Annotated in this window: 18 protein-coding genes; 7 read left to right on the top strand and 11 right to left on the bottom strand. The window is 65.8% G+C overall.

What is annotated here, in order from left to right; genetic code table 11:
• Nucleotides 1–13 precede the first annotated feature (13 nt).
• The gene (gene lipA / locus NG701_RS17570; protein ID WP_252569249.1) at nt 14–1021 is read right to left on the bottom strand and encodes a lipoyl synthase; all 1008 of its coding nucleotides are present in this window, start codon (nt 1019–1021) and stop codon (nt 14–16) included.
• Nucleotides 1018–1686, bottom strand: a complete 669-nt coding sequence (gene lipB / locus NG701_RS17565; protein WP_252569247.1) for a lipoyl(octanoyl) transferase LipB — start codon at nt 1684–1686, stop codon at nt 1018–1020. Before lipB ends, lipA begins: the two co-directional genes overlap by 4 nt.
• A gap of 148 nt (nt 1687–1834) precedes the next feature.
• On the opposite strand from lipB, the gene NG701_RS17560 reads away from it, so the two are divergent.
• Nucleotides 1835–3844 carry a serine/threonine-protein kinase gene (locus tag NG701_RS17560; protein WP_252569244.1) on the top strand — a complete coding sequence of 670 codons (2010 nt, stop codon included), beginning with the start codon at nt 1835–1837 and terminating at the stop codon, nt 3842–3844.
• Between the two features lie 40 nt (nt 3845–3884).
• Here NG701_RS17560 and NG701_RS17555 read toward each other — a convergent pair whose 3' ends face one another.
• Nucleotides 3885–4778, bottom strand: coding sequence for a TIGR01777 family oxidoreductase (locus NG701_RS17555; RefSeq protein WP_252569242.1), 894 nt, complete (start codon nt 4776–4778; stop codon nt 3885–3887).
• Between the two features lie 74 nt (nt 4779–4852).
• Here NG701_RS17555 and NG701_RS17550 point away from each other — a divergent pair, with 74 nt between their 5' ends.
• Nucleotides 4853–8347 (top strand): S41 family peptidase, encoded by a 3495-nt coding sequence (locus NG701_RS17550; protein ID WP_252569241.1) that lies wholly within the window; start codon nt 4853–4855, stop codon nt 8345–8347.
• Nucleotides 8348–8472: 125 nt separating this feature from the next.
• Here the strand turns inward: NG701_RS17550 and NG701_RS17545 are convergent, their stop codons facing one another.
• From NG701_RS17545 to NG701_RS17520, 6 genes are all read right to left on the bottom strand, one after another.
• Nucleotides 8473–8901, bottom strand: a complete 429-nt coding sequence (locus NG701_RS17545; protein ID WP_252569239.1) for an OsmC family protein — start codon at nt 8899–8901, stop codon at nt 8473–8475.
• A 232-nt stretch (nt 8902–9133) separates the two neighbouring features.
• A complete protein-coding gene (locus NG701_RS17540; RefSeq protein ID WP_252569237.1) occupies nt 9134–9484 on the bottom strand; it encodes a hypothetical protein in 351 nt (116 codons plus the stop codon).
• A gap of 162 nt (nt 9485–9646) precedes the next feature.
• A complete protein-coding gene (gene sucB / locus NG701_RS17535; RefSeq protein WP_252569235.1) occupies nt 9647–11377 on the bottom strand; it encodes a 2-oxoglutarate dehydrogenase, E2 component, dihydrolipoamide succinyltransferase in 1731 nt (576 codons plus the stop codon).
• A 124-nt stretch (nt 11378–11501) separates the two neighbouring features.
• The gene (gene lpdA, locus NG701_RS17530) at nt 11502–12884 is read right to left on the bottom strand and encodes a dihydrolipoyl dehydrogenase (protein WP_104061944.1); all 1383 of its coding nucleotides are present in this window, start codon (nt 12882–12884) and stop codon (nt 11502–11504) included.
• A gap of 281 nt (nt 12885–13165) precedes the next feature.
• The gene (locus NG701_RS17525) at nt 13166–14692 is read right to left on the bottom strand and encodes a leucyl aminopeptidase (RefSeq protein WP_252569233.1); all 1527 of its coding nucleotides are present in this window, start codon (nt 14690–14692) and stop codon (nt 13166–13168) included.
• Between the two features lie 11 nt (nt 14693–14703).
• Nucleotides 14704–14928 (bottom strand): hypothetical protein, encoded by a 225-nt coding sequence (locus tag NG701_RS17520; protein WP_252569231.1) that lies wholly within the window; start codon nt 14926–14928, stop codon nt 14704–14706.
• A gap of 25 nt (nt 14929–14953) precedes the next feature.
• Here NG701_RS17520 and NG701_RS17515 point away from each other — a divergent pair, with 25 nt between their 5' ends.
• From NG701_RS17515 to NG701_RS17500, 4 genes are all read left to right on the top strand, one after another.
• A complete protein-coding gene (locus NG701_RS17515) occupies nt 14954–15892 on the top strand; it encodes a proteasome assembly chaperone family protein (protein WP_252569229.1) in 939 nt (312 codons plus the stop codon).
• 68 nt (nt 15893–15960) lie between these two features.
• Entirely contained in the window at nt 15961–17310 is a 1350-nt protein-coding gene (locus NG701_RS17510) for an MFS transporter (protein ID WP_252569227.1), read from the top strand.
• A gap of 93 nt (nt 17311–17403) precedes the next feature.
• The gene (locus NG701_RS17505; RefSeq protein ID WP_252569225.1) at nt 17404–18651 is read left to right on the top strand and encodes a DUF4192 domain-containing protein; all 1248 of its coding nucleotides are present in this window, start codon (nt 17404–17406) and stop codon (nt 18649–18651) included.
• A 266-nt stretch (nt 18652–18917) separates the two neighbouring features.
• Nucleotides 18918–20225, top strand: a complete 1308-nt coding sequence (locus NG701_RS17500; protein ID WP_252569222.1) for an RNA polymerase sigma factor — start codon at nt 18918–18920, stop codon at nt 20223–20225.
• A 172-nt stretch (nt 20226–20397) separates the two neighbouring features.
• Here NG701_RS17500 and NG701_RS17495 read toward each other — a convergent pair whose 3' ends face one another.
• Nucleotides 20398–20619 carry a DUF7455 domain-containing protein gene (locus NG701_RS17495; RefSeq protein ID WP_160670061.1) on the bottom strand — a complete coding sequence of 74 codons (222 nt, stop codon included), beginning with the start codon at nt 20617–20619 and terminating at the stop codon, nt 20398–20400.
• A 255-nt stretch (nt 20620–20874) separates the two neighbouring features.
• Between NG701_RS17495 and NG701_RS17490 the strand changes: the two genes are divergently transcribed.
• Entirely contained in the window at nt 20875–22983 is a 2109-nt protein-coding gene (locus NG701_RS17490) for a DNA gyrase/topoisomerase IV subunit B (protein ID WP_252569220.1), read from the top strand.
• 78 nt (nt 22984–23061) lie between these two features.
• Here the strand turns inward: NG701_RS17490 and NG701_RS17485 are convergent, their stop codons facing one another.
• Complete coding sequence (locus NG701_RS17485) at nt 23062–24087, bottom strand: M56 family metallopeptidase (protein WP_252569218.1); 1026 nt, start codon at nt 24085–24087, stop codon at nt 23062–23064.
• Nucleotides 24088–24093 lie beyond the last annotated feature (6 nt).

The raw sequence follows: 24093 nt of genomic DNA, 5'->3' as shown, positions 1-24093 counted from the left end.
ACCAAACTATGGCTTAGGAGTGTGCGGCGAGCAGTGAGCTGGCTTCCTGGCGGGTGCTGCCGGAGGACTCGATGTGGGCGAGCTGGGCGGGGATTTCCCAGCCCTTCTTGCGCATCGCGGTGGCCCAGAGCCGGCCGGCCCGGTAGGAGGAACGGACCAGCGGGCCACTCATGACGCCGAGGAACCCGATTTCGTTGGCCTCGTCCTGGAGGTCCACGAACTCCTGCGGCTTGACCCAGCGGTCCACCGGCAGGTGCCGTTCGGAGGGGCGCAGGTACTGGGTGATGGTGATCAGGTCGCAGCCGGCCTCGTGCAGGTCGCGCAGGGCTTCGGAGATTTCCTCGCGCGTCTCGCCCATGCCCAGGATCAGGTTGGACTTGGTCACCATCCCGAGCTTGCGGCCCTGGGTGATGACATCCAGGGACCGGTCGTACCGGAACGCGGGCCGGATGCGCTTGAAGATCCGGGGCACGGTCTCGACGTTGTGCGCGAAGACCTCCGGCTTCGAATCACAGATCGCCGCGATGTGCTCGGGCTTGCCGGAGAAGTCCGGGATCAGCAGTTCGACGCCGGTGCCCGGGTTCAGCTCGTGGATCTTCCGGACCGTCTCGGCGTACAGCCACACACCCTCATCGGCCAGGTCATCCCGGGCCACACCGGTCACCGTGGCGTAGCGCAGCTGCATGGCCAGGACCGAGCGGGCCACCTTCGTGGGCTCGAACATGTCCACCGGGGACGGCTTGCCCGTGTCGATCTGGCAGAAATCACAGCGCCGCGTGCATTCGGACCCGCCGATCAGGAACGTGGCTTCCTTGTCTTCCCAGCACTCAAAAATGTTCGGGCAGCCGGCCTCCTCACACACCGTGTGCAGGCCTTCCTTCTTGACCAGGTTCTTGAGCTGGACATACTCAGGACCCATCTGGACCTTCGCCTTGATCCACTCCGGCTTCCGCTCCACGGGTACTGCAGAGTTGCGCTGCTCAACGCGCAGCAGCTTCCGGCCTTCTGGTGCCAGTGTCACAGGAGTGCTCCCTCAGGGCTTGAAACGAGTGCTTCTTCGTGCTTGCGAAATTCTTCCACGAACCGGTCCGCGATATCGCCCGGGGCGATGTCCCTGCCGGTTTCGATGGACATTGTGGTGACGCTGGCGTCGGTGATGCCACAGGCGATGATCTGGGCATAAGGCGCCAGATCATTGTTGCAGTTAATGGCGACGCCGTGCATTGTGACCCCGTCCAGGACCCGGATGCCGATTGCTGCAATCTTCCGGTCCGGACCCTTGCTGTCCGCCGTGATCCACACGCCGGCGCGTCCCTTGATGCGCTCTGCGTTGATGCCATAGTCAGCCATAACCGCGATCATCACGGCTTCGAGCCGCTCAACGTAGTCTCGGATGCCTGACCGGTTCTTCAGCTTGAGGATCGGATACGCGATCAGCTGGCCGGGGCCGTGCCAGGTCAGCTTTCCGCCGCGGTCCACCGCAACGACGGGCGTGCCGTCCAACGGGCGCTCGTGCTCTTCTGTGAGCTTGCCCGCTGTATAGACGGCGGCATGTTCAAGGATGAGGACAGTGCTGGGTGCTTCGGCTGTGACGACCTTGCTGTGGATCCCGCGCTGCAGATCCCAGCCGCGCGTGTAGTCAACGAAGTCCGGGGCGAGACCCACCTGTGAAAACTCAAGAGTCATGCCGTCAAGCTTAGACCCCGATCCGCGAGGGGTCCGGTTATAGTGTCAGACCTCTCATGCACTGACTCATGCACTGGCGGATCCGGTGGAGGCCCATGGCCTGTGGATAACTTCTGCAGGCATTCCCGGATTCCGCTAGACATGAGTCATGGATGATTTCACTGCTCCCGTAGTTCCCGGGTTCCTGGTGGGCCGCGTGTTGGGCCGAGGCGGAAGTTCAACGGTGTGGCTGGTTACTGACGAAAGGTCCGGCCGCGAGTTTGCGCTGAAATGGCTCGGTGCAGGGCACAGCGGCGCGACCGGTCCCGGCGAACACAGGGAAGCCGGGGCCGACTCCGAGGAGGCCATCCGCCGTGAAATCCGCATTCTTTCTGTCCTTGACCACCACCACCTCATCAAAGCCCACGACGCCTTCCGTCTTCGCGGGCCGGCCGGATCAGCAGTGTCGGCCGGAGGGACAATCGGGCTGCTGCTGGATTACGCGCCTGGCGGTTCCCTCGGAGAGCTGGTCGGCAGCAGGGCCAAGCTCACCATCGGGGAGACGGTCACCGTGCTCACTCCTATTGCCCAGGTACTTGGCTACCTGCACGGCCAGGGGTTCACCCACGGTGACGTATCGCCCGGGAACGTCCTCTTTACAGGCCATGGCAAGCCAATGCTGTCCGACGTCGGCATCGCCAGGATGGTGGGTGATGTTTCGGCAGTGCCGGACCATGGCACCCCGGGGTTCATGGATCCGGCACCGGTGGACGCCGTGAGGGCGGGGCTGCAGCCGGAACGCGACGTTTACTCGGTGGCGGCGCTGGGGTGGTACTGCCTTACGGGCCAGCCGCCACGCCGTACCGCCGACCGCCCGCCTCTTTCCCTCCTGCTCCCTGACGTTCCAGTCGAGCTGGCCGCGGCTCTGGAAGCTGGCCTTAATGAGGACCGGCGGCTCCGGCCCACGGCTCTTGAGCTGGCGACGGCGGTCTACCGCAGTGCCCCGCCGCTGCCGGTGGACCTCGCGTCCTCCGTCCACGCCACGGTTATCCCGCAGCTGCTGACGCGGCGCCCCGTCCCGGAACATCCCGGCGGCGCGCTCCGGAATGGTCTCCGGGCCTGGCGGCGCCGGATCTCGACGTCGCGTTGGTCCGGGCTGATGGGGGTGCGGCAGGTCCTTCCGTTCCCGGCTGGGGAGAAAGCGGAGATGCCCGTGGTGCGCGCACCGAAGCCCCGCGCACCAGAGGTCAGCGCACCTGAGGCCAGCGCACCAGCGGCCGGAGGCCTCGCCGCACCGGTCCAGGCGGTCGACGGTGAAAAGCCGGCGCCGCGCGGCAGGCATGCCGTGGAACCTGGCCCGAAGGATCCCCAACCAAAACCGGGGGCGAAACGACGGACGGTGGCGTCACAGAAGGTGGTGGAACCCGGCCCGAAACATCAAGACCACATCGGTGCGAAGCGTAGGAAAGTGGCGACGCAGAACATGGTTCGCCCCGAACCGGATCGGCGCGGCGGGCGTGCGGGGATGGCCGGACGCAATCGGTGCACGGTGCTGCTGGCGGTGGGAGCCGGCGCCATAGTGGCAGGAGCCATCTGGGCCGCTGGCGCCTTTGGGCCGGAGGGGCCGTGGGCGGTGTCCGGCGGACCAGGGGCGGTGGCTGCCAGTGCCGGCGACAGGACCGGCGCACGGGCAGAAGCGGAGAGTGCGGAGACCGGCGAGGTGGTCACCGGCGAGCTGGACACCATGCTCGCCGCCGCAGGCGTCCCGGGAGACGCCGCGGCCCAGCTGGACTCTGCGGACCCGCTCGAAGCAGTCCAGGGACTGGCCGCCGTGAGGTCCCTGGCCTTCAGCTCCGGCCGGCTGGAGCTGTTGGATCTGGTTAATGCCCCGGGATCGGCGGCCTCTGCCACGGATGCAGGCCTTAAGGCCGAGCTCCAGGAGTCAGGCCACGTCCTGGCCGGATTCACGAGTTCCGTAGCGGATCTGCAGGTCCAGCCCGGCAGTCCATCCGGCCAGGTTGTTGTCAGTGTCACGTCAGCCACGTCGCCCTATGAGGAAAGGGACGATTCCGGAGCGATCGTGGCGGCCGGCGCACCGGTGGCCGCCCAGAACCTCCGGCTGGTGCTGGTCTCCGTTGACGGCCGCTGGCGGATCACGGACGTCCTTCCCGGGACCTGACTGGTTGCCTCAGCCCGTTGCTCAGCCCATTGGCTCAGGCTCAGTGCTTGCCGGCCACCCAGGCAGCGGCCTGGGCCAGTGACGGGTGCTGCCACTGGAAGCCGGCTGCTTCCAGTGCCGCCGGTTCCATCCGCTGGCTGGGAAGGATGAGTTCATCGGCCAACTGACCCAGGACCAGGCGCAGGGCCGGCGAAGGTACCCGGAAAAATGCCGGCCGGTGGAGCGCGGATGCCAAGGCGCCGACCAACGCGTTGACGTCAGCGCTTTCGGGGGCGCAGACGTTGACCGGTCCGTGGAGCCCGGAGTCAGCAAGGAACATAAATGCTGCGGCGACGTCCGGAAGTGTGATCCACGGCCAGTACTGCCGGCCGTGGCCGAGTGGACCGCCCAGTCCGAGGCGAAGCAGCGGCAGCAGCCGGCCTAGTGCGCCACCTGTGGGGCTGAGGACAACACCGGTGCGTGGTGTGACCACGCGGACGCCGGACGGCGCCTGATGGGCGGCGGCCTCCCACTCGACGCAGATACGTGACAGAACACCCGAGCCCGGCGACGCGTTCTCCCGGAGCTGGGCGGACCCGGAATCGCCGTAGTAGTTGGATCCCGACTGGCTGATAAACGTGCGCGGCGGGTCGTCAAGCGTGGCCATGGCCGCGGTCAGGGTGCCGGTGGCGGCCAAGCGCGAAGTCAACAGCTCGTCGATTCGGCGTCTTGTCCAAGGTCTGTCCCCGATCCCGGCACCGGACAGGTTGATCACGGTGTCCGCGCCGGCCAGCGCCGCCGGATCCAGGCGGCGCGCTGCGGGGTCCCAGCGGATTTCGGCTGAGGACGTGGGCTCGCGTCGGACGAGGGCGGTCACGTCATGGCCGGCCTCTCGCAGCGTTGCGGACAAATGGGTCCCGATCAGCCCTGAGGCCCCGGCAATGACGATGTGCATGATCCATCTCACCACGGCCCGCACGCCGTCGGTACCTCCCCGGGACCGTACCGGGAGTTGACTATGATCGAACGATGACTTCTTCGAGCTACTTCCGGTTTCCGCATGTCCACGGCGATCTGGTCACGTTTGTGGCAGAGGACGACGTGTGGATCGCGCCGCTCAGCGGCGGCCGCGCCTGGCGGGTTTCGTCACTGCAGCTGCCCGCCCGCAATCCGCGGTTTACGCCTGACGGCAAACGGCTGGTCTGGACTGTCATCCAGGGAACCGCCCCGGAAGTGGTCTCGGCGGATGTGGACGGCGGTGGCTACCGGCAACTGACGTATTTCGGCCACGCCACAACCAAGGTCAAAGGCTTCACGGCAGCCGGCGATGTAGTAGTGACCAGCGCGTTCCGCCAGGCTGAAAGCCGGCACACCTATGCTTACAGCGTCCCGATCGACGGCGGGTCGGCTGAGGAGCTCCCCTTCGGGCCGGTCGAATCCGTGGCCTTCGGTACCGAAGTAGGGGACGAGCGGCCGGTTGTCCTGGCCAGCGTGCTCTCCCGCGAACCGGCCTGGTGGAAGCGGTACCGCGGCGGCACAGCGGGCAAGCTCTGGATTGATGCGGACGGAAACGGCGAGTTCGAGCGTCTGGTTCCCCACCTCGACGGAAACCTCGCAGATCCGCTGTGGGTGGACGGGCGCATCGCGTTCCTGTCAGACCACGAGGGTTACGGAAACCTGTACTCGGTGCTGCCCGGCGGCGGCGATCTTCGACGGCACACCGACCACGAGGACTTCTACGTCCGGCACGCGTCCACCGACGGTGGGCGGGTCATCTTCGAATCTGCCGGTGAGCTCTGGATCCTGCACGATCTGTCCTCTGCCGCGGTACGGCTGGACATCTCGCTGGGTTCCGCGTCGCAATCGCGTCGCCCGGGCCTGCTGAAAACCTCCAAGCATCTGGGCACGGTGGTGCCGGATGACAGCGGCTCCGCCAGCGCAGTGGAGGCCCATGGCACTCTTCACTGGCTCCGTCACCAGGACGGCCCCTCCCGTATCGTCGAGGCCACCCCGGGTGTCCGGGCACGGCTCCCCAGGCCGCTCGACGGCGGCCGTCTCGCTTACGTCGCCGATCACGACGGCGTGGAGGCAATCTACATCAAGGAGATTGCCGCGCAGGTCCCCGACACCGTGGTCCCTGCCGTCACGGCAGCCCCGGCTGCCGTACCCGCTGCAGCCGCTCGGGACCAATCGGAAGCGCCACTGCCGCGCCCGGTTCCCGCGGCGGCATCATCCGCACCGGTGATTGCCGACGTCGTTGTTCCAGTGCCTGATGACTCCCCGGCCGATAAATCGCCGGCCGACGCCGCCCACTCCCCGGCGGAAGCCGACGTCAACGCAGGACGGTCCGGTCTGCCGACCCGCATCGCCTTCCCCAAGCCGTCACGCGCCAGCGCCCTGGAAGCGAGCCCCGATGGCCGGTGGATTGCCGTGGGAACCTCTTTCGGCGACATTTATGTAGCGGACACAGCCACCGGGGACCTGTCCCTGGTCACCAGCATCGGCGAGGGCAGCATCGCGGAACTCGCGTGGTCTCCTGACTCCCAGTGGCTGGCCTGGTCCGAACCTGTCACCTCGTTCGGCTCCCGGAGCCGCCTCCGGCTAGCCAATGCCGCAGACCTGGCGGGCGGCATCGTCGAGGTCACTGACGGCCGTTTCTGCGACGGGTCCCCAAGCTTCACGCCGGACGGTAAGTTCCTGGCCTTCCTGTCCAACCGCAGCTTTGACCCGGTGTACGACGGCCACTCGTTCGACCTGTCCTTCCCCAGCCCCATCAAGCCGTACCTGGTGGCACTGGCTGCCACGACGCCGTCGCCGTTTGGCCCCGCTGTTGACCTGTCCCCTGCCGCAAACACGGACAGCGCGGACACCACGGACACAGACACCGCGGCAGGTCCCGCGGTCCGCGTGGATCCGGCCAGGCTGGCCCACCGGGTCATCGGCGTTCCGGTGCCCCAGGGCAACTACACGTCACTCACGTCAACGGAGGGTGCACTGCTGTGGCTGGACTGGGCCCTGGCAGGCGTCACCGGCGACGGCAAAGCCAGCCAGGAAGACAAGGACGCCCGCCCCAGCCTGGTCCGGTTCGACCTGGCCCGCCGGAAGTCCGCCACACTGGTGGAAGCCCTGGACAGCTACCGGCTCTCCGGCGACGGCAAGAAGGTGGTGCTGGTCAACGACAAGCAGATCAGCGTGGTTCCCTCTGCTGCGAAAGCCGATGAGGAATCGGGCCAGCTGGTCAAGGTGGACCTGGGCCGCATCCGCGTGATGATGGATCCGCTCAGCGTCTGGGGCCAGGCGTTCGACGAAGCCTGGCGCCTGCAGCGCGATTTCTTCTGGGCCGAAGACATGGCAGGACAGGACTGGGAGTCGATCCACAAGCGGTACCGTCCGATCGTTGACCGGTTGGGGTCCCACGATGATCTGGTGGACCTGCTCTGGGAGCTGCACGGGGAGCTGGGCACCTCGCACGCCTACGTCCGGCCCGCATCGGTCACGGAAAACGGCAGCAACGGCCAGGGACGGCTTGGCGCAGACTTTGCCTTCACAGCGGCGGGCTGGGAGATCACCCGGATCCTGGCCGGGGAGTCCTCGGACCCGCTGGCCACTTCGCCGCTGACCAGGCCCGGCGCTGCCGCCATGGCCGGGGATGTAGTTCTGGCCATTGACGGAGTGCCGCTGTCCGCCAAGCTGAGCCCCGCGATGCAGCTGGTGGGCGCCGCCGGACGGGCTGTGGAGCTGACACTGCGCAACGGAGCCGCGCATGGAGCCGAGGCAGGGGAGCAGCGGCGGATCGCCGTGATCCCGGTCAAGGACGAGGAACGCCTGCGCTACCAGGAGTGGGTGGCCGCGAACCGCCTGACCGTCCGGGAGGCCTCCGGCGGCCGCTACGGGTACCTGCACATCCCGGACATGATGGCCAACGGCTGGGCGCAGCTGCACCGCGACCTGGACACCGAAACTGCCCTGGACGGCCTCATCGTGGACGTCCGCCGGAACCGTGGCGGCCACACGTCCCAGCTGGTGGCGGAACTGATTGGCCGGAAGGTCACCGGCTGGAGCATGCCCCGCGGCGAACGTCCGCGGACGTACCCGCACCACGCGCCGCGGGGTCCGGTGATCATCCTCGCCGATGAATTTGCCGGCTCCGACGGCGATATCATCACCCAGGTCTCCAAACTGCGGGGGATCGGCCCGGTGATCGGCACGCGCACGTGGGGCGGTGTGGTGGGGATCGATAACAGGTTCTCCCTGGCTGACGGCACCGGAGTGACCCAGCCGCGGTATGCCACCTGGTTCGGTGGCGGCGTGGGCTGGTCCGTGGAAAACTACGGCGTGGATCCCGACATCGAAGTGCTCTACCCGCCGCACGCTTATGCCGCCGGCAGGGACCCCCAGTTGGAATACGGGATCGGTGCGCTCAAGGAAATGATCCAGGAGCTGCCCACGGACAAGCCCCCGGTCCGCGAAGGCTACCGTCGCCTCAAGCCCGCACCGCTTCCGGCCCGCCGGCACGGCGAATAGGGCCAGCCAGGCAGCAACAGAACAAAGAAGGCCCTGCCCCTCCCGGTCAGTCCGGGCGGGGCAGGGCCTGCTCTGTCTCAGGAACCGTCAGCGTCCATAGCGAACGCGGCAGCCGCCGGAGCGGATCAGGATTCCAGGGACGCGTCCAGGGTGATCTCGATGCTGGCCAGCGCGCCGGAAACCGGGCAGCCGGTCTTGGCCTCGCCGGCGATCCGCTGGAACTCCTCTTCGGAGATGCCGGGAATCTTTGCCGACATCGTCAGGTGGCTCCCCGTGATGCCCGTGCCGGGAACGAAGGTCACGTCGGCTTTGGTGTTGACTTCTTCCGGAGCATGTCCGGCCTGGGCGAGCATATTGCTGAACGCCATCGAGAAGCAGCTCGCGTGCGCTGCGGCGATCAGTTCTTCCGGGCTGGTCTTGCCCTCGGCCGCTTCGGTGCGTGCCTTCCAGGTAACCTCAAATGTGCCCAGGCCGGAGCTGTCCAGCGTGGTCTGACCCGACCCTGTCATCAGGTCGCCGTTCCATACTGTGTGCGCGGTGCGTGTTGCTGTCATGTCCACTCCTCAAAGTCGGTTCGAACCGGGACCGGCCGTTGCCTGGCCCCGCCGGTTCCAATCCTAGGGATTGAGCGGCGGCCGTGCACAGGGTGTCCGCTCTCAGTGGATTGTGACTGTGCAACCCAGCCGCCTGGCGGCTGCGTGGCGGTCACCGCTTGGCCGTTAAACAGCGACGGCGCCGCACCCCAAAGAAGGGGAGCGGCGCCGTCGTGAGTGGTTCAGCCGGCGTTCAGTTCCACAGCGTGGCGATGGCCACGTTGAGCAGTGCAAGTCCGCCAACTCCGTGGGCCAGGCCCTTGCTGATGTCTCCGCCCTTTTTGTATTTGCGGCGGCCGATGAAAGCCAGCACGCCGACGGCCAGGGCGATCGCGAACTTGATGCCCAGCTTGAAGTAATTCGCGTCCATGTCCAGGGACGGGATCAGGCCCATCAGCACAATGCCGGTGATGAGCTGAAGAGCTGCGCCGTCGAACTGCCGGGGGTGGACAGTGGGGGTTTTCATGTTCCCGATCCAGATTCCGACGATCATGGCGGCGCCGACGATGTGCAGGAAGACCACGAAGTTGTACACGATAATCATGCGATCAGTCTACGCAGGGGTTCTACATCATGTAGTAAGGCCGGCCGCAGAGTTTGTGTGTCGGCGGAGACATCGCTGCGCCTTAAACCGCGACGGCGGTGCACGCCTTCCGGTGGTTTCCCACCGGCGCGTGCACCGCCGTCGTGCGGTTCTGGCCTGGGGCTAGAGTCCCAGGTCGGCCTCGAAGGCGCCTTCTTCAAGGCGGGCCTTCAGGGTCTGGAGGAAGCGGCCCGCATCCGCGCCGTCCACCAGACGGTGGTCGTACGTGAGGGACAGGTACATCATGGAGCGGATGGCGATCGAGTCGTCACCGTTCTCATCGGCCACCACCACGGGGCGCTTGACGATCGCACCGGTGCCCAGGATGCCGACCTGAGGCTGGTTGATGATCGGGGTGTCGAACAGGGCGCCGACCGAACCGATGTTGGTGATGCTGAACGTTCCGCCGGACAGTTCGTCCGGGCCGATCTTGCCGTCGCGGGTGCGCCCGGCAACGTCGGCGATCTTGGCGGCCAGTCCGGCCAGGTTCAGGTTGCCGGCATCGGAGATGACCGGAACCAGGAGGCCCTTGTCGGTGTCCACTGCGATCGCCAGGTGCTCGGCGTTGTGGTACGTGATCTCCTGCTTGTCCTCGTCGTACGCAGCGTTGAGCTTGGGGTGCTGCTTGAGGGCCTCGGCCACGGCCTTGGCGATGAACGGCAGGAAGGTGAGCTTGACGCCGTTCTGGGCCAGGAAGGAGTTCTTGGCCTTCAGGCGGAGCTTGGCCACCTTGGTCATGTCCACCTCGTGCACCTGCGTGAGCTGCGTGGAGATTTCGAGGGATTCGCGCATACGGCGGGCGATGACCTGGCGGATGCGGGGTGCCTTCTGCGTGGTGCCACGCAGGGAGGAGGCAGCCGGGCCGGCCGGAGCGGCGGCCGGCTTGGCCGGTGCTGCTGCAGCGGGAGCGGCCTTGGCTTCTGCCGCGGCGAGGACGTCCTGCTTGCGGATGCGCCCACCGACGCCGGTGCCGGACAGTGATGCGACGTCCACGCCGTGCTGGTTGGCCAGCTTCCGGACCAGGGGAGTCACGTAGCCGGATTCGCCGCCGGCAGCAGGCTCGGCTGCGGGTGCCGGGGCCGTAGCGGGAGCAGGTGCTGCTGCCGCGGCAGGTGCCGCCGGTGCAGGCTCTGCCTTGGGTGCTTCGGGTGCCGGTGCCGGTGCCGCTGCCGCTGCGGGCGCCGGTGCGGCAGGCGCGGCGGCGGGTGCCGGCGCTGCAGCTGGGGCCGGTGCGGAGGCTGCCGCGCCGGAGCCGATGACGGCGAGGACGGCGCCAACTTCGGCGGTTTCGTCTTCGTTGACCCGGATTTCCTGCAGCGTTCCCGCGACGGGGGACGGGATTTCGGTGTCAACCTTGTCCGTGGATACCTCGAGCAGCGGTTCGTCCACTGCAACGGTGTCGCCCACGGCCTTCAGCCAGCGGGTAACGGTTCCTTCGGTGACGCTTTCGCCCAGTGCCGGGAGGGTGACGTCGTGGCTTTCGCCGTCCGAAGCGGCGGGTGCTGCCGCTGCGGGAGCTTCTGCAGCCGGTGCTTCTGCGGCCGGTGCCTCTGCAGCCGGTGCGGCGGGGGCTTCCTCGGCCGGCGCTGCTGCTTCGGGGGCTGCGCCGCCGCCGGAGCCGTCGCCGATACGGACCAGGGGAGCGCCTACTTCGGCGGTCTCGTCTTCGGCAACGAGGATTTCCTCGATGATGCCGGCAATCGGAGAGGGGATTTCAGTGTCTACTTTGTCGGTGGAGACCTCGAGCAGCGGTTCGTCCACCTCTACCCGGTCACCTACCTGCTTGAGCCAGCGGGTGACGGTTCCTTCGGTGACGCTCTCACCGAGGGCGGGCAAGTTAACGGATTCAGACATGTCGTCCCCGTTCTCCTTATTGATCTTTTGTGCGGATGATGGCTGGCTTGTTCGAGCTTAGTGCACCCGGCGGGTCGCGCCGGGTGCACTAAGCCCTGTTGTCTTGCTGTGCTGCTGGCTGTAATTAGCCGTGAAGCGGGCGACCGGCCAGGGCCATTGCGGCCTCGCCGAGTGCCTCGTTCTGCGTCGGGTGCGCGTGGATGAGTCCGGCAACATCTTCCGGGTAGGCTTCCCAGTTGACGATCAGCTGGGCCTCGCCGATCTGCTCGCCGACGCGGGTGCCGATCATGTGGACGCCAACAACAGGGCCGTCTTTTTCGCGGACGAACTTGATGATGCCGCCCGTGCCCAGAATGGCGCTCTTGCCGTTTCCGGCCAGGTTGTATTCCGTGCTTTCAACCTTGTCCTCGCCGAACTTCTCCTTGGCGGCCTTCTCGGAGTAACCCACCGAGGCAATCTCGGGATCGCAGTAGGTGACCTTGGGGACGTTGATGTCGTCGACAACCACGGGCTTCAGGCCGGCGATTTCTTCGGCGACGAAGATGCCCTGCTGGAATCCGCGGTGTGCCAGCTGCACGCCGGGAACGATGTCGCCGACGGCGTAGACGTTGCCGACGCCGGTGTGGAGGCGTTCGTTGGTGATCACAAAGCCACGGTCAACAGTGACGCCCGCTTCTTCGAACCCCAGGCCCGCCGTGGACGGTCCGCGTCCGACAGCCACGAGCAGGAGGTCTGCTTCGAAGGTCTTGCCGTCCACCAGGGTGACCTTGACGCCGTCGTTGTCCTGCTCGACGCCCTGGAAGAAGGTGCCGGTGTTGAACTTGATGCCGCGCTTCTTGAAGGTGCGCTCCAGGACCTTGATGATCGATGCGTCCTCGTTGGGCACCAGGGACGGCAGACCCTCAACGATGGTGACGTCCGCGCCGAAGGACTTCCATACTGAAGCGAATTCGACGCCGATGACGCCGCCGCCCAGGACGATGACGCTCTTGGGCACGTAGTCCATCTTGAGGGCTTCGTCAGAGGTGATTACGCGGCCGCCGATTTCCAGGCCCGGAAGGGAGCGGGAGTAGGAGCCGGTGGCGAGGACGATGTTTTTGCCCTTGTAGGCCGTGCCGTTGACGGTGATGGTGTCCGGGGCGGTGAGCTTGCCTTCGCCCTCAATGACGGTGATGCCCTTGCCCTTGATCAGACCCTGCAGGCCCTTGAACTTACCGGCAATGATGCCGTCCTTGTAGGCGTTCACGGCGGTCATGTCGATGGACTGGAGCTCCACGTTGACGCCGTACTTGGCGCCGTCGCGGGCGTGGTCGGCAACTTCTGCGGAGTGCAGCAGGGCCTTGGTCGGGATACAGCCGTTGTGCAGGCAGGTGCCGCCCAGTTTGGCTTTCTCAACCAGACCAACGGTCAAGCCAAGCTGTACGGCCCGCAGGGCTGTGGCGTATCCGCCGCTGCCGCCACCTAGTACCAGGATGTCGAATTCTTGCGCAGTTGCCTGATCGGCCACTTAGACGCTCCCTCGCGTGAACGATGACGCGATCGTGCGCATCATCTGGTCTTGAACTTGTACTGCCGTGATTATGCCAGCAGGCAGGTTCTCGTGCATTTGTGACTACCGGGGTTCACCTTAGCGAACCCCTCATCCATGCTCCACCTTGGCGCCGCCTTTGTGGGGCGCTTGTGTCGAGTGTCACGCGGCCATGTGGCCAAGGGATCACGGCCGGTTCTGCGGTCGCAGGACAAACAGCCGCGTGACAACTCAACAGCAAAGGGCGGGTTCCCCCGGGGTCAGGCGGCAGCCGCCAGGATGTCCTCCACGTAGGCCACCAGTGTGCGGACCGTGCAGCCTGTGCCCTGCTTGTGGGTGTATCCGTAAGGGCTTCCGTTGTTGAAGGACGGGCCGGCGATGTCGATGTGGGCCCAGGGGATCTGCTCTCCGTCCTTGCCCTTGCCCACAAACTCGCGCAGGAAAACAGCCGCGGTCATCATGCCGCCGTGGCGCTCACCAATATTGGCGAGGTCGGCCACCTGGGAGTCGATGCTCGGGCGCAGTTCCTCCGGCAGCGGCATGGGCCACACCAGTTCGCCCGCACGGTCGGCGGCGGCCTTGAGTGGCCCGGTGACACTGTCAGAGCCCATCACGCCGGCGGTCCTGTTGCCGAGGGCGATGAGCTGCGCACCGGTGAGGGTGGCGACGTCGATGATGGCGTCAGGGTATTCGAGGCTCGCCGCGACAATGCCGTCTGCCATAACCAGGCGGCCCTCGGCATCGGTGTTCAGCACCTCAACGGTCTTGCCGCCGAACATGGTGAGGACATCCGCCGGCCGTGAGGCCGCACCGGAGGGCATGTTTTCTGCGATGCAGAGCCAGGCGGTCGCCTTCACCGGAAGGCCAAGTCCCGCGATCGCCAGCACAGTATTAAGGACGACGGCGGCGCCCGCCATATCGCTCTTCATGTCACCCATGCCAAGGGCCGGCTTGATCGAGATTCCGCCGGTATCAAACGTGATGCCCTTGCCCACCAGTGCGATTTTTGCGGTGGCCTTTGCGGGGGCGTACTCGACCTTCACAAGGCGGGGCTGGCGCGTGGACCCCTTGCCCACGCCCATGATGCCGCCGAAGCCTTCCTTTTCGAGGCGCTTTTCGTCCCAGACCGTCACCTTAACAGGCAGGCCCTTGGACAGCTCCTTAGCGGCCTCGGCGAAGGACTCGGGATACAGGTGGCTGGGCGGCTGGTTGACGAGGGACCGAGTCGCGTTGACGGCTTTGCCGATCAGGCCCGCACGCGTCAGTGCAGAGCGAAGCGCATCATTGGCAGCAACATCGGTGTAGATCACTGCGTTGCGGACCGGTTCCTTCAGCCCGTCGTTGGACGACCGGTATTCGGTAAAGGAATAGGCTCCCAGGGCGGCACCCTCCGCGACCGCCGCGACGTCGGCGACTCCCGCCGTCGGGAGCGCGAGGACGACAGTGGGCAGGCCGCCGAGCTGGCGGACGGCGGAACCTGCGGCCCGCCGCAGGGCCTCTTCGGTCAGCGGACGGCCAGCGGCCACCTTGCCAACGCCGGCGAGAACCAGGACCCCGGCACCCGTTTCCGGCAGGCCGGGCAGCCGAACGATCTGGTCAGCGGCGCCGGTGACGCCCAGGACCTTCAGGGAATCGGTCAGCGCTTCAGCAGATTTTGCGGTCAGCGGGTTCTCAAGCAGGACAGGTCCGTCCGATCCCTGTCCCACGCCGATGACAACGGCGTCACTGGGGGTCCTCTTCAGGTCCTTAGCGAGGGTACTAAGGTTGATTTCAGTATTCTTGACCACGGGGTAAGTCCTCAATTCTCGAAAAGGCTGTTCGCGCTGGTATGGATGTCAGGCGCCCGGCCATGGAAATCCGGCGGCCGTCCGATCGGGACGTCGCCGGGGTGCCGGTTAACCCGTCCGGCGGGCCATTCACGATCGTAGCCGCTGCGGGCCGAGGCAGCGGAATCTCCTGAGACCTGCGCCACACCGGCTGGCGGAATTCCGGGGTGCCTGGCCGCGTTGTACAAGATATTCACCCGACTCCTTGAAAGGACGAACGCCGTGCTTGAACGGATTTCCGGTTCCCTGCTGGACCCCGATGCGCTCTATGCGAGCAACATCGAGCTGTTCCACAGCCCGGCGCTCCGCGGGCTGAACCTGGTGATGGGTTTCACCGGCTTTGCCGATGCCGGCCACGTGGTGAAGCAGATCAATGCGGAGTTCCTGGATACCCTCGACGCCGAGACGGTGGCTGTGTTCGACGCCGACCAGCTCATCGACTACCGGTCGCGGAGGCCCCACATCTCCTTCGTGGAGGATCATCTTCAGGACTATCAGCAGCCGAAGCTGGCGCTGTACAAGCTGACGGACGGGCTCGGCAGCCCCTTCCTGCTGCTGGCCGGCTTTGAACCTGACCTTCAATGGGAGCGGTTCGCGCGCGCCGTCGTCGGCATTGTGGAAAAGCTGGACGTGAACCTCGTGACCTGGATCCACTCCATTCCCATGCCGGTGCCGCACACTCGCCCAGTGGGTGTGACCGTCCACGGCAACCGTCCGGAACTGATCGAGGGCATTTCGGTCTGGAAGCCCACGGTTGACGTTCCGGCGGCCGTGGGCCATATCCTGGAGCTGCGGCTGATGGAAGCTGAGCGCAATGTTGCCGGCTACGTGATCCACGTTCCGCACTACCTTGCTGAGGCGGAATACCCGCCAGCCGCTGTAGCCGGACTTGAATTCCTCGGTGCCGCGACGTCCCTGATGTTGCCTGCGGACCGGCTGCGCGAAGCGGGCCGGGAAGTGGGCCGCCAGATCGCCGAGCAGGTGGCCGCCTCGGAAGATGTGCAGCAGGTGGTCACCCGGCTGGAGGAACGTTACGACGAGAAGGCCGAAGGCACCGTCCGGCGCTCGCTCCTGGCCGATGAAAATGACGAACTGCCCAACGGGGACGAGCTGGGCGCGGCCGTGGAGGCCTACCTGGCCCGCGAGAACCCGCACCCGTAGCCCGCCCCACGGCGTCCGCCTGGCAGACGCCTGCCCTGGTCCGGGCAGCAGCCCGGCATAATGAGGGGGTGACTGCACCCCGAGCCTGGCTGATCTGGACCATCGGCATCTTCGCCTACCTTGTGGCCGTCTCGCAGCGTACGTCATTCGGTGTGGTGGGACTTGAGGCCACCGAGCGGTTCCATGCCGGCGCGTCCGCCATCTCATTTTTCACGGTGCTGCAGCTGCTGGTCTACGCAGGCCTGCAGATCCCCGTAGGCCTCCTGGTGGACAGGTTCGGCTCGCGCGCCATGATCGCCGGCGGAGCCGTCCTGATGGGTCTTGGCCAGCTCCAGTTGGCCTTCGCCGACACCATCCCCGGCGGTGTGGCGGGGCGGATTCTGGTGGGCGCCGGGGACGCCATGACCTTTATTTCCGTGATCCGCCTGATTCCCTTGTGGTTCGCGCCGGCCCGGGTTCCCCTGGTCACCCAGCTGACGGGCATGTCGGGCCAGCTCGGGCAGCTTTTCAGTGTGCTTCCCTTCGCGTTCGTCCTGCATTCCTTCGGCTGGACCCCCGGTTTCCTGATGCTCGCGGGCATGGCGGGCGTGGCGGTTGTCCTGGTGCTGGTGCTGTTGAAGGACCACCCGCCCGGTGCACCCGCGCCGCAGGCGCAGCAGGGGTTGAAAGCCACGGGCGCCTCGCTCGCGCGGGCCTGGCGCCAGCCGGGTACCCGGCTGGGGATGTGGAGCCACTTCACCATCCAGTTCAGCGGCACCGTCTTCGCCATGACCTGGGGATATCCGTTCCTGATCTCGGGGCAGGGCATGGATGCCGCAACCGTGGCCGGCCTGATGACCTTGTACGTTGCGGCGGCGATGGCCGTGGGCCCTTTCATTGGACAGTTTGTTTCCCGTCACCCGCTTCGGCGGTCAACGATGGTGCTGCTCATCGCCGGCGCCACGGCCGCTGCCTGGGCCGCGGTGCTGCTGACGCCTGGCCGCTCCCCGCTGTGGCTGCTGGCGTGCCTGGTGGTAGTCCTGGCCATCGGGGGGCCGGGATCGATGATCGGGTTTGATTTCGCGCGGACGTTCAATCCGGCGCACAGGATCGGTACCGCAACGGGCATCGTGAATGTGGGCGGCTTCATCGCGGCCCTTGTGGCCATCTTCCTGATTGGCCTGGTGCTGGACGTCCTGCTTGCCAGCGGCTATTCCGAGGGCGTCCTGTACGGGCTCGAACCGTTCCGGATCGCACTCAGCGTACAGTTCCTGCTGCTGGGCTTTGGCGCCGCCATGACGCTTGTTTGCCGGCGCAAAGTACGGCGACAGATGGCCGCGCAGGGTGTTGTGGTGGCGCCGCTGCTTCGGGCCATGGCGCAGCAGCGGCGGGTGAGCCTGGCACAGCGGCGTCAGCGCGACCGCGCGGGCAAAGACTGACACTTGTCCTCCACATCGGCCCTCCTGGGGCGGTTGTTGACATAGCGGAAGTTGCCACTTCAGCCCCGCCGGTGGTTCGCCAAAGCTGGAATCATGAAACCTTCAGAACACCTGACCGTCCGAGGCCCTGAAGACATCCTCGGGTTCATTCCGCATTCCCTGGGCTACTGGCCTGCCGACAGCCTGGTTGCGATGACCCTGCAGGGGAACCGGCTGGGAGCAACCCTGAGGCTGGATCTTCCAGGCCCGGAAACCCTCGCGGACCCGCGGGAGTACGCGCGCACGGTGCGCGATTATCTTCTGGCTGACGAGAATGCCGACGCCGCCTTGCTGGCATGCTTCACCAACGACGGCTGGATGGAACCACCTGGAACCTACCGCGGGCTATTGGATGCACTCCAGACGGTCCTAGGGGCCGCGGGGATGCCGGTGCGGGACGCCTGGTATGTCGGTAACTCCTTCTGGCGTGATGCTTTTTGCACCGATCCGTCCTGCTGCCCCTCACCGGTCCGGTCTGTTCAGGCGATCCGGGACAGCATGATTAATGCCGAGATGGTCTTCCGCGGCAGCAGCGTCGGGCCCGCGCCGGAGGACGGCGCGCACACTCCGCCCTCGCTTTCCGGCGAGGACAGGGCCGCCGTCCTTGCCTCTGAGGCCACGTGGGCGGCGCAGTTGGACCGGCGACGGGGGAGCAGGGAACAGTTCGGCCAGCTGATGGTCCAGTGGGAGGCCTTGCTGGCCAACGTGCCTGGTCAGCCTCTGCCCGTCAATGACGTTGCCTTCCTTCGCGCGTCGCTCCGGGTCCCCGCCTGGCGTGACGCCGTCCTGGTGATGGCCGCCGCCGGTCAGGCGGCTGCCTTGGCGGGGGCCGAGATGTTCGGCATCTTCGACGCGGGCTGCATCTTGGATCCGGCGGGGCCCGCACTCCCGGGGCCCTTACCATCCGGACTTCCAGCGTCGGGAGCCGGACTGCCAGGACGGGAGCCTGCCGGACCGGATACCAAAGGCATGCCGGGCATTCCAGGATATGGCGAAGTCCTGTTGGGACTGGACCCGGTGGTTCCTGCATGGCACACCCTTAACAGCCTGGACGAAGTGCTGGAACAGCTGTCGGCGTGCGGCGGGCAGGCCGGTGCAGCCGCGCTGACCGGGCGTGGGTGGATCGCGTGGTGCAGGGGGAGGGGCTCCTACGCTGCTGCGTACCTCGGCTGCGCCCTTGACGAGGAGCCAGGCTACCGGCTCGCCGAACTCATGCTTGAGCTGGTGCGGCGCGGCACCCTTTGCGGCTGGGCTGCACGGAAGGAGGCCGCCTGGCGGAAATTCGAACCGGATTCCGCCTGACCGGATTCCGCATGACCGGTTTGGATGGGGGCAGCCTTGAGGTCGGGTTTGGGAAAACCGTGAGACAATGGTTGCCGAGACCCGGTTGGGTCCGTGAATCAAGTGCATGTGGTGAAGCCCAGTCGGGAACATTACAGCCGCCCCGGCAGTTCTACTTATAGAATCTGCCGGCCGTGGTTGCACCTGATATCCATCACGGACTTGACAGGGTCATAGTGGTGTTGCCCGTATGGTGATTCCACAGACCGCCGCTAGAAAGGTTTTCTGTGACCCCGTCTTCCGCGAAGAAGGAACCCGCCGCCCAGGACGATTTGTCCCCTGAGGCGAAGCAGGCTGCAACGAACGCCAAGCGAGCAGCGACGCGGGCAGCCAACAAAGCCATCAAGGATGCCGCCGGTGACACCGGTTTGGACGGCAAGCCTGAGCCCAAGAAGCGCGGGCCCAAGCCCGGCGCCAAAGCCGCTGCCGAAGCAGCCGGAAAATCAGCCCGCGGCGCATCGGACGATGATGAGGACGTAGAGGAAGACCTCGACGACATCAACATCGCGGATGACAGCGAGATCAACGCCGCTAAGGCCGCATCAGCAGCCACGGGCAAGGGTTTTGTCTACTCGGATGCCGATGATGACGATGCCCCTGTCCAGCAGGTGATGTCGGCCGGCGCCACGGCTGACCCTGTCAAGGACTACCTCAAGCAGATCGGTAAGGTTGCGCTGCTCAATGCCGAGCAGGAAGTTGACCTCGCGCTCCGGATCGAAGCCGGACTCTTCGCCGAAGAGAAAATCAATGCCGACGACGGCTCGATGGACCCCAAGTTCAAACGTGAACTTGAGTTCGTCATCCACGACGGCAAGCGCGCCAAGAACCACCTGCTCGAAGCCAACCTCCGCCTGGTGGTCTCGCTGGCCAAGCGCTACACCGGCCGCGGCATGCTGTTCCTGGACCTTATCCAGGAAGGCAACCTGGGCCTGATCCGCGCTGTCGAGAAGTTCGACTACACCAAGGGCTTCAAGTTCTCCACGTACGCCACGTGGTGGATCCGCCAGGCCATTACCCGCGCCATGGCGGACCAGGCCCGCACCATCCGCATCCCGGTGCACATGGTTGAAGTCATCAACAAGCTGGCCCGCGTGCAGCGCCAGATGCTACAGGACCTGGGCCGCGAACCCACACCCGAAGAGCTGGCCCTCGAACTGGACATGACTCCGGAGAAGGTCGTGGAGGTCCAGAAGTACGGCCGCGAACCGATCTCCCTGCATACCCCGCTGGGTGAAGACGGTGACTCCGAGTTCGGTGACCTCATCGAGGATTCCGAGGCCGTGGTTCCCGCCGATGCCGTGAGCTTCACGCTCCTGCAGGAACAGCTGCACTCCGTCCTCGACACCCTGTCCGAGCGCGAAGCCGGCGTGGTGGCCATGCGTTTCGGCCTGACCGACGGCCAGCCGAAGACTTTAGACGAAATTGGCAAGGTCTACGGTGTTACGCGTGAGCGCATCCGCCAGATCGAATCCAAGACCATGTCCAAGCTCCGCCACCCGTCACGGTCGCAGGTGCTGCGGGACTACCTGGACTAGATCAGGACTGAGGCAGCGCGGGTCCCCTTCCGCCCAACATCTTCGGATCGATGGATGTGAAGGGGGCCCGCGTTTTCCTGTCTGGGCTGCATGAACAAATTCATGACAAAGAAGAGGACCCCTCCGGCTGGAGGGGTCCTCTTCGAGGTGTATCAGGCCGTGGTGCGCCTGGTCAGTCGACGGCCACGGGAGCCTTCTCGTGAAGCCTGCCCGTCTCGTCGTGCCAGTCGGAGCTCAACGGCCTCAGCGTAGCCTCGATGGCACGGGCATGGTGGCCGCAGAACAGCAGCTCACCGCCGGAGGACTCGAGTACAACGCGGACATATGCCTGAGCTCCGCAGCGATCGCACCGGTCCAGTGCGTTGAGTGTGCGGTCTGCCACTGCTGTTGTCATGTCGGCCTCCTAAGTAGATCTGTATGTCTATATAACCAGTATTCGTACCAGTCGCATCGCAAGGACGGGTCAAGTTCGCTGTCCGCGTAGCCACAAGAATCGATCAAGCCTCCGGTTTCGGTCACGGAAGGATAACGAGTGGCGTTGCCCACAGCCGTGGGAAGTGTGGCAGCCCTCCGTCAGCTGCCGCGCCGACTAAACTTGATGGAGCGCCCGCAGCGCCAGCTGTTCCGTCACTGAAGGAGTTCACAACCCGTGGCACCAAGTTCTGATTACACCGCCCGGCACCTTTCTGTCCTGGAGGGCCTCGAGGCCGTCCGCAAGCGCCCCGGCATGTACATCGGTTCCACCGATTCGCGCGGGCTGATGCACTGCCTGTGGGAGATTATCGACAACTCGGTGGACGAAGCGCTTGCCGGATTTGGGCACGACATCAAGATCATCCTGCACGCGGACAACTCGGTGGAAATTCACGACGACGGCCGCGGCATCCCCGTGGACGTGGAACCCAAGACGGGGCTCACCGGCGTCGAGGTGGTCTTCACCAAGCTCCATGCGGGCGGCAAGTTCGGCGGCGGGTCCTATACGGCCTCCGGCGGCCTGCACGGCGTGGGCGCCTCCGTGGTGAACGCCCTGTCCGCGCGCCTGGACGTTGAAGTGGACCGCGGCAGCAAGACCTACAAAATGTCGTTCCGCCGCGGCGAGCCTGGGCGCTTCAAGGACCAGGGATCCAAGCTGGACCCGTCGGCAGTGTTTGCGCCGTTTGTGGACGGCTCGGTGCTGGATGTGGTGGGCAAGGCGAAGCGTGGTGTGACCGGGACCCGGATCCGCTATTGGGCGGACCGCCAGATTTTCACGCCGGACGCCAAGTTCTCCTACGACGAACTGGCCGCACGGGCGCGACAGACGTCCTTCCTGGTACCGGGACTCAAGCTCACCGTCCGCGATGAGCGCAGGCTGCCCGGAACTCCCGGTGAGGCAGCAGGCCACGAAGAGGTGTTCCACCACGACGGCGGCCTGTCCGAGTTCGTCGAGTTCCTCGCCGCCGATCCCGCCGTGACCGACGTCTGGCGGCTGCACGGTTCAGGCAAATTCAAGGAAACCGTGCCGGTACTCGACGAACGGGGCCACAGCCAGCTCGCCGAGGTTGAACGTGACTGTGAAGTGGACGTGGCTCTCCGGTGGGGCATCGGCTATGACAGCACCGTCCGCAGCTTCGTCAACATCATTGCCACGCCCAAAGGCGGAACCCACCAGTCGGGCTTCGAACAGGCGCTGGTCAAGACGTTCCGGAAAGCAGTGGAGGCCAACGCCCGCAAGCTGAAAGCCGGCAACGACAAGATCGAGAAGGATGACATCTTCGCCGGCCTGACGGCTGTCCTGACGGTCCGGTTGGCCGAACCGCAGTTCGAGGGCCAGACGAAGGAAATCCTGGGCACCTCCGCCGTCCGCGCCATCGTCTCGAAGGTGGTGGAGCAGGAGATCACCGCAAAGCTGAATTCAGCCAACCGGAACGACAAAGCCCACTCCGCGCTGCTCCTGGAAAAAATCGTCAGCGAGATGAAGTCCAGGATTTCCGCGCGGGTGCACAAGGAAACCCAGCGGCGCAAGAATGCCCTGGAAACCTCGTCCATGCCCACCAAGCTTGCCGACTGCCGGACGGACGACGTCGTCCGTTCCGAACTCTTCATCGTGGAAGGCGACTCCGCACTGGGAACCGCCAAGCTGGCGCGGTCCTCGGACTTCCAGGCGCTGCTGCCCATCCGGGGCAAGATCCTGAACGTGCAGAAGGCGTCCGTGGGGGACATGCTGTCCAACACGGAGTGCGCTGCGCTGATCCAGGTGGTGGGTGCGGGATCCGGACGCAGCTTCGATATCAACGCGGCCCGCTATGGCAAAGTCATTCTGATGACCGACGCCGACGTCGACGGCGCCCACATCCGGACGCTGCTGCTGACACTCTTCTTCCGGTACATGCGCCCCATGATCGACGCCGGAAGGGTTTATGCTGCCGTGCCGCCGCTGCACCGGGTGGAGGTCATCAACGCCGGGCAGAAAGCCAACGACATGATCTACACCTACTCGGAGGCGGAACTCCACGTGCTCCTGGCCCGGCTGGCCAAGGAAGGCAAGCGCTACAAGGAACCGATCCAGCGGTACAAGGGCCTGGGCGAGATGGACGCCGGACAGCTTGCCGAGACCACCATGGACCCGCGGCACCGGACGCTGCGCAAGGTGGGGATCGAGAACGCCAAGCATGCGGAAGACACGTTCGACCTGCTGATGGGGTCCGATGTTGCCCCCCGCAAAGACTTCATCATCGCCGGCGCCTCCAGCCTGGACCGGGAGCGGATCGACGCCTGATGTCCGGAGCGGCACAGCCCTGTGATGGCTAGGCCGGCGTCGGCACAGCCCATGCCGGGTTTAGTCCACGGCGTCGGTTCAGTCCAGAAGGCCCGGCACGATCAGCAGGGCGGTGGGCACGGCCAGGAGCAGGGCGGAGCCGGCAAGCACCATCCCGCGGGCGGCGGCAGGCAGCTGCGGCTCAGGGGACAGCAGCCGGCTGACCCGGGAGATAGTGGTCCGGGCAGAACCTGAGACGGCGCCTGTGGGCGCCTCAAGCCCGTCTAGGGCAAGGCCGGGGTGCGCGGACGGTATGGCGGCGGCCGCGATGCTTCCCGCCATCCCCGCCCCAATCCCTGCCGTCATACCTCCGGTAGGTCCGCTGGCAACAATGGCGATCGCCTTGATGAGCGTGGCCTTGCTTTCCGTCTTCAGCGCGACGTCGTCCGCCAGCATTTCGATGAGCGAGTTCACCGCCTCCTGAGCGAGGCGGGTGGTGGGCAGCCAGGGGAGCGCCTGGCGCCACGCGGCAAACGCCCAGAGCAGGAGATGGTGGCGCTGGTTGAGGTGGGCATTCTCGTGGCTCAGGACGGCCCGCAACTCAGCCGGCTCCAGCGCGGCCATCAGGCCGTCCGAGAGCACCGTGACGGAGCGGGCCCCGCCGGGCAGGCAATAGGCGACGGGTGAATCGTGGCTGATGACCACCGTGCGGGCCGCGTCGACGGACGGGGCGGCCAACAGGGCCAGGAGTTCCCGGTGCCTACGCCGCTGCCGTTCGATCTTGTAGTAGGTCAGCAAGAGGGTGAAGACCAGGTGGGCGGTGAGCAGCGCCGCGGCGGACAGGGCGAACAGATGCCAGAAGCCCAAGGCCGTGGTGGGCGCGTTGAAGAGGACCATATCCGCCAGCCCGCGAAGCCCGGAGATGAGGTTGTCACCGATCGGTTCAAGCCCGTAGACCAGCATGGCGCCGATCATGGACAGCCCGCCCGCAAGTGCTATTGCCTGCCACAGCAGCATGGCCGTGAACGGTGACCGGGCAGGCCACGAGGCACGGGAAAGCAGGATAGGCACTGGCCACGCCAAGACTACCGCGAGGACCGCCAGCAGGTACGAGGTCCAGAACATGGTCCG

It is taken from the genome of Pseudarthrobacter cellobiosi (assembly GCF_023913815.1).
Taxonomy (GTDB): Bacteria; Actinomycetota; Actinomycetes; order Actinomycetales; family Micrococcaceae; genus Arthrobacter; species Arthrobacter cellobiosi.
Note: the sequence above shows the minus strand (reverse complement) of the source record. Positions and strands in the feature narration are given on the sequence as shown.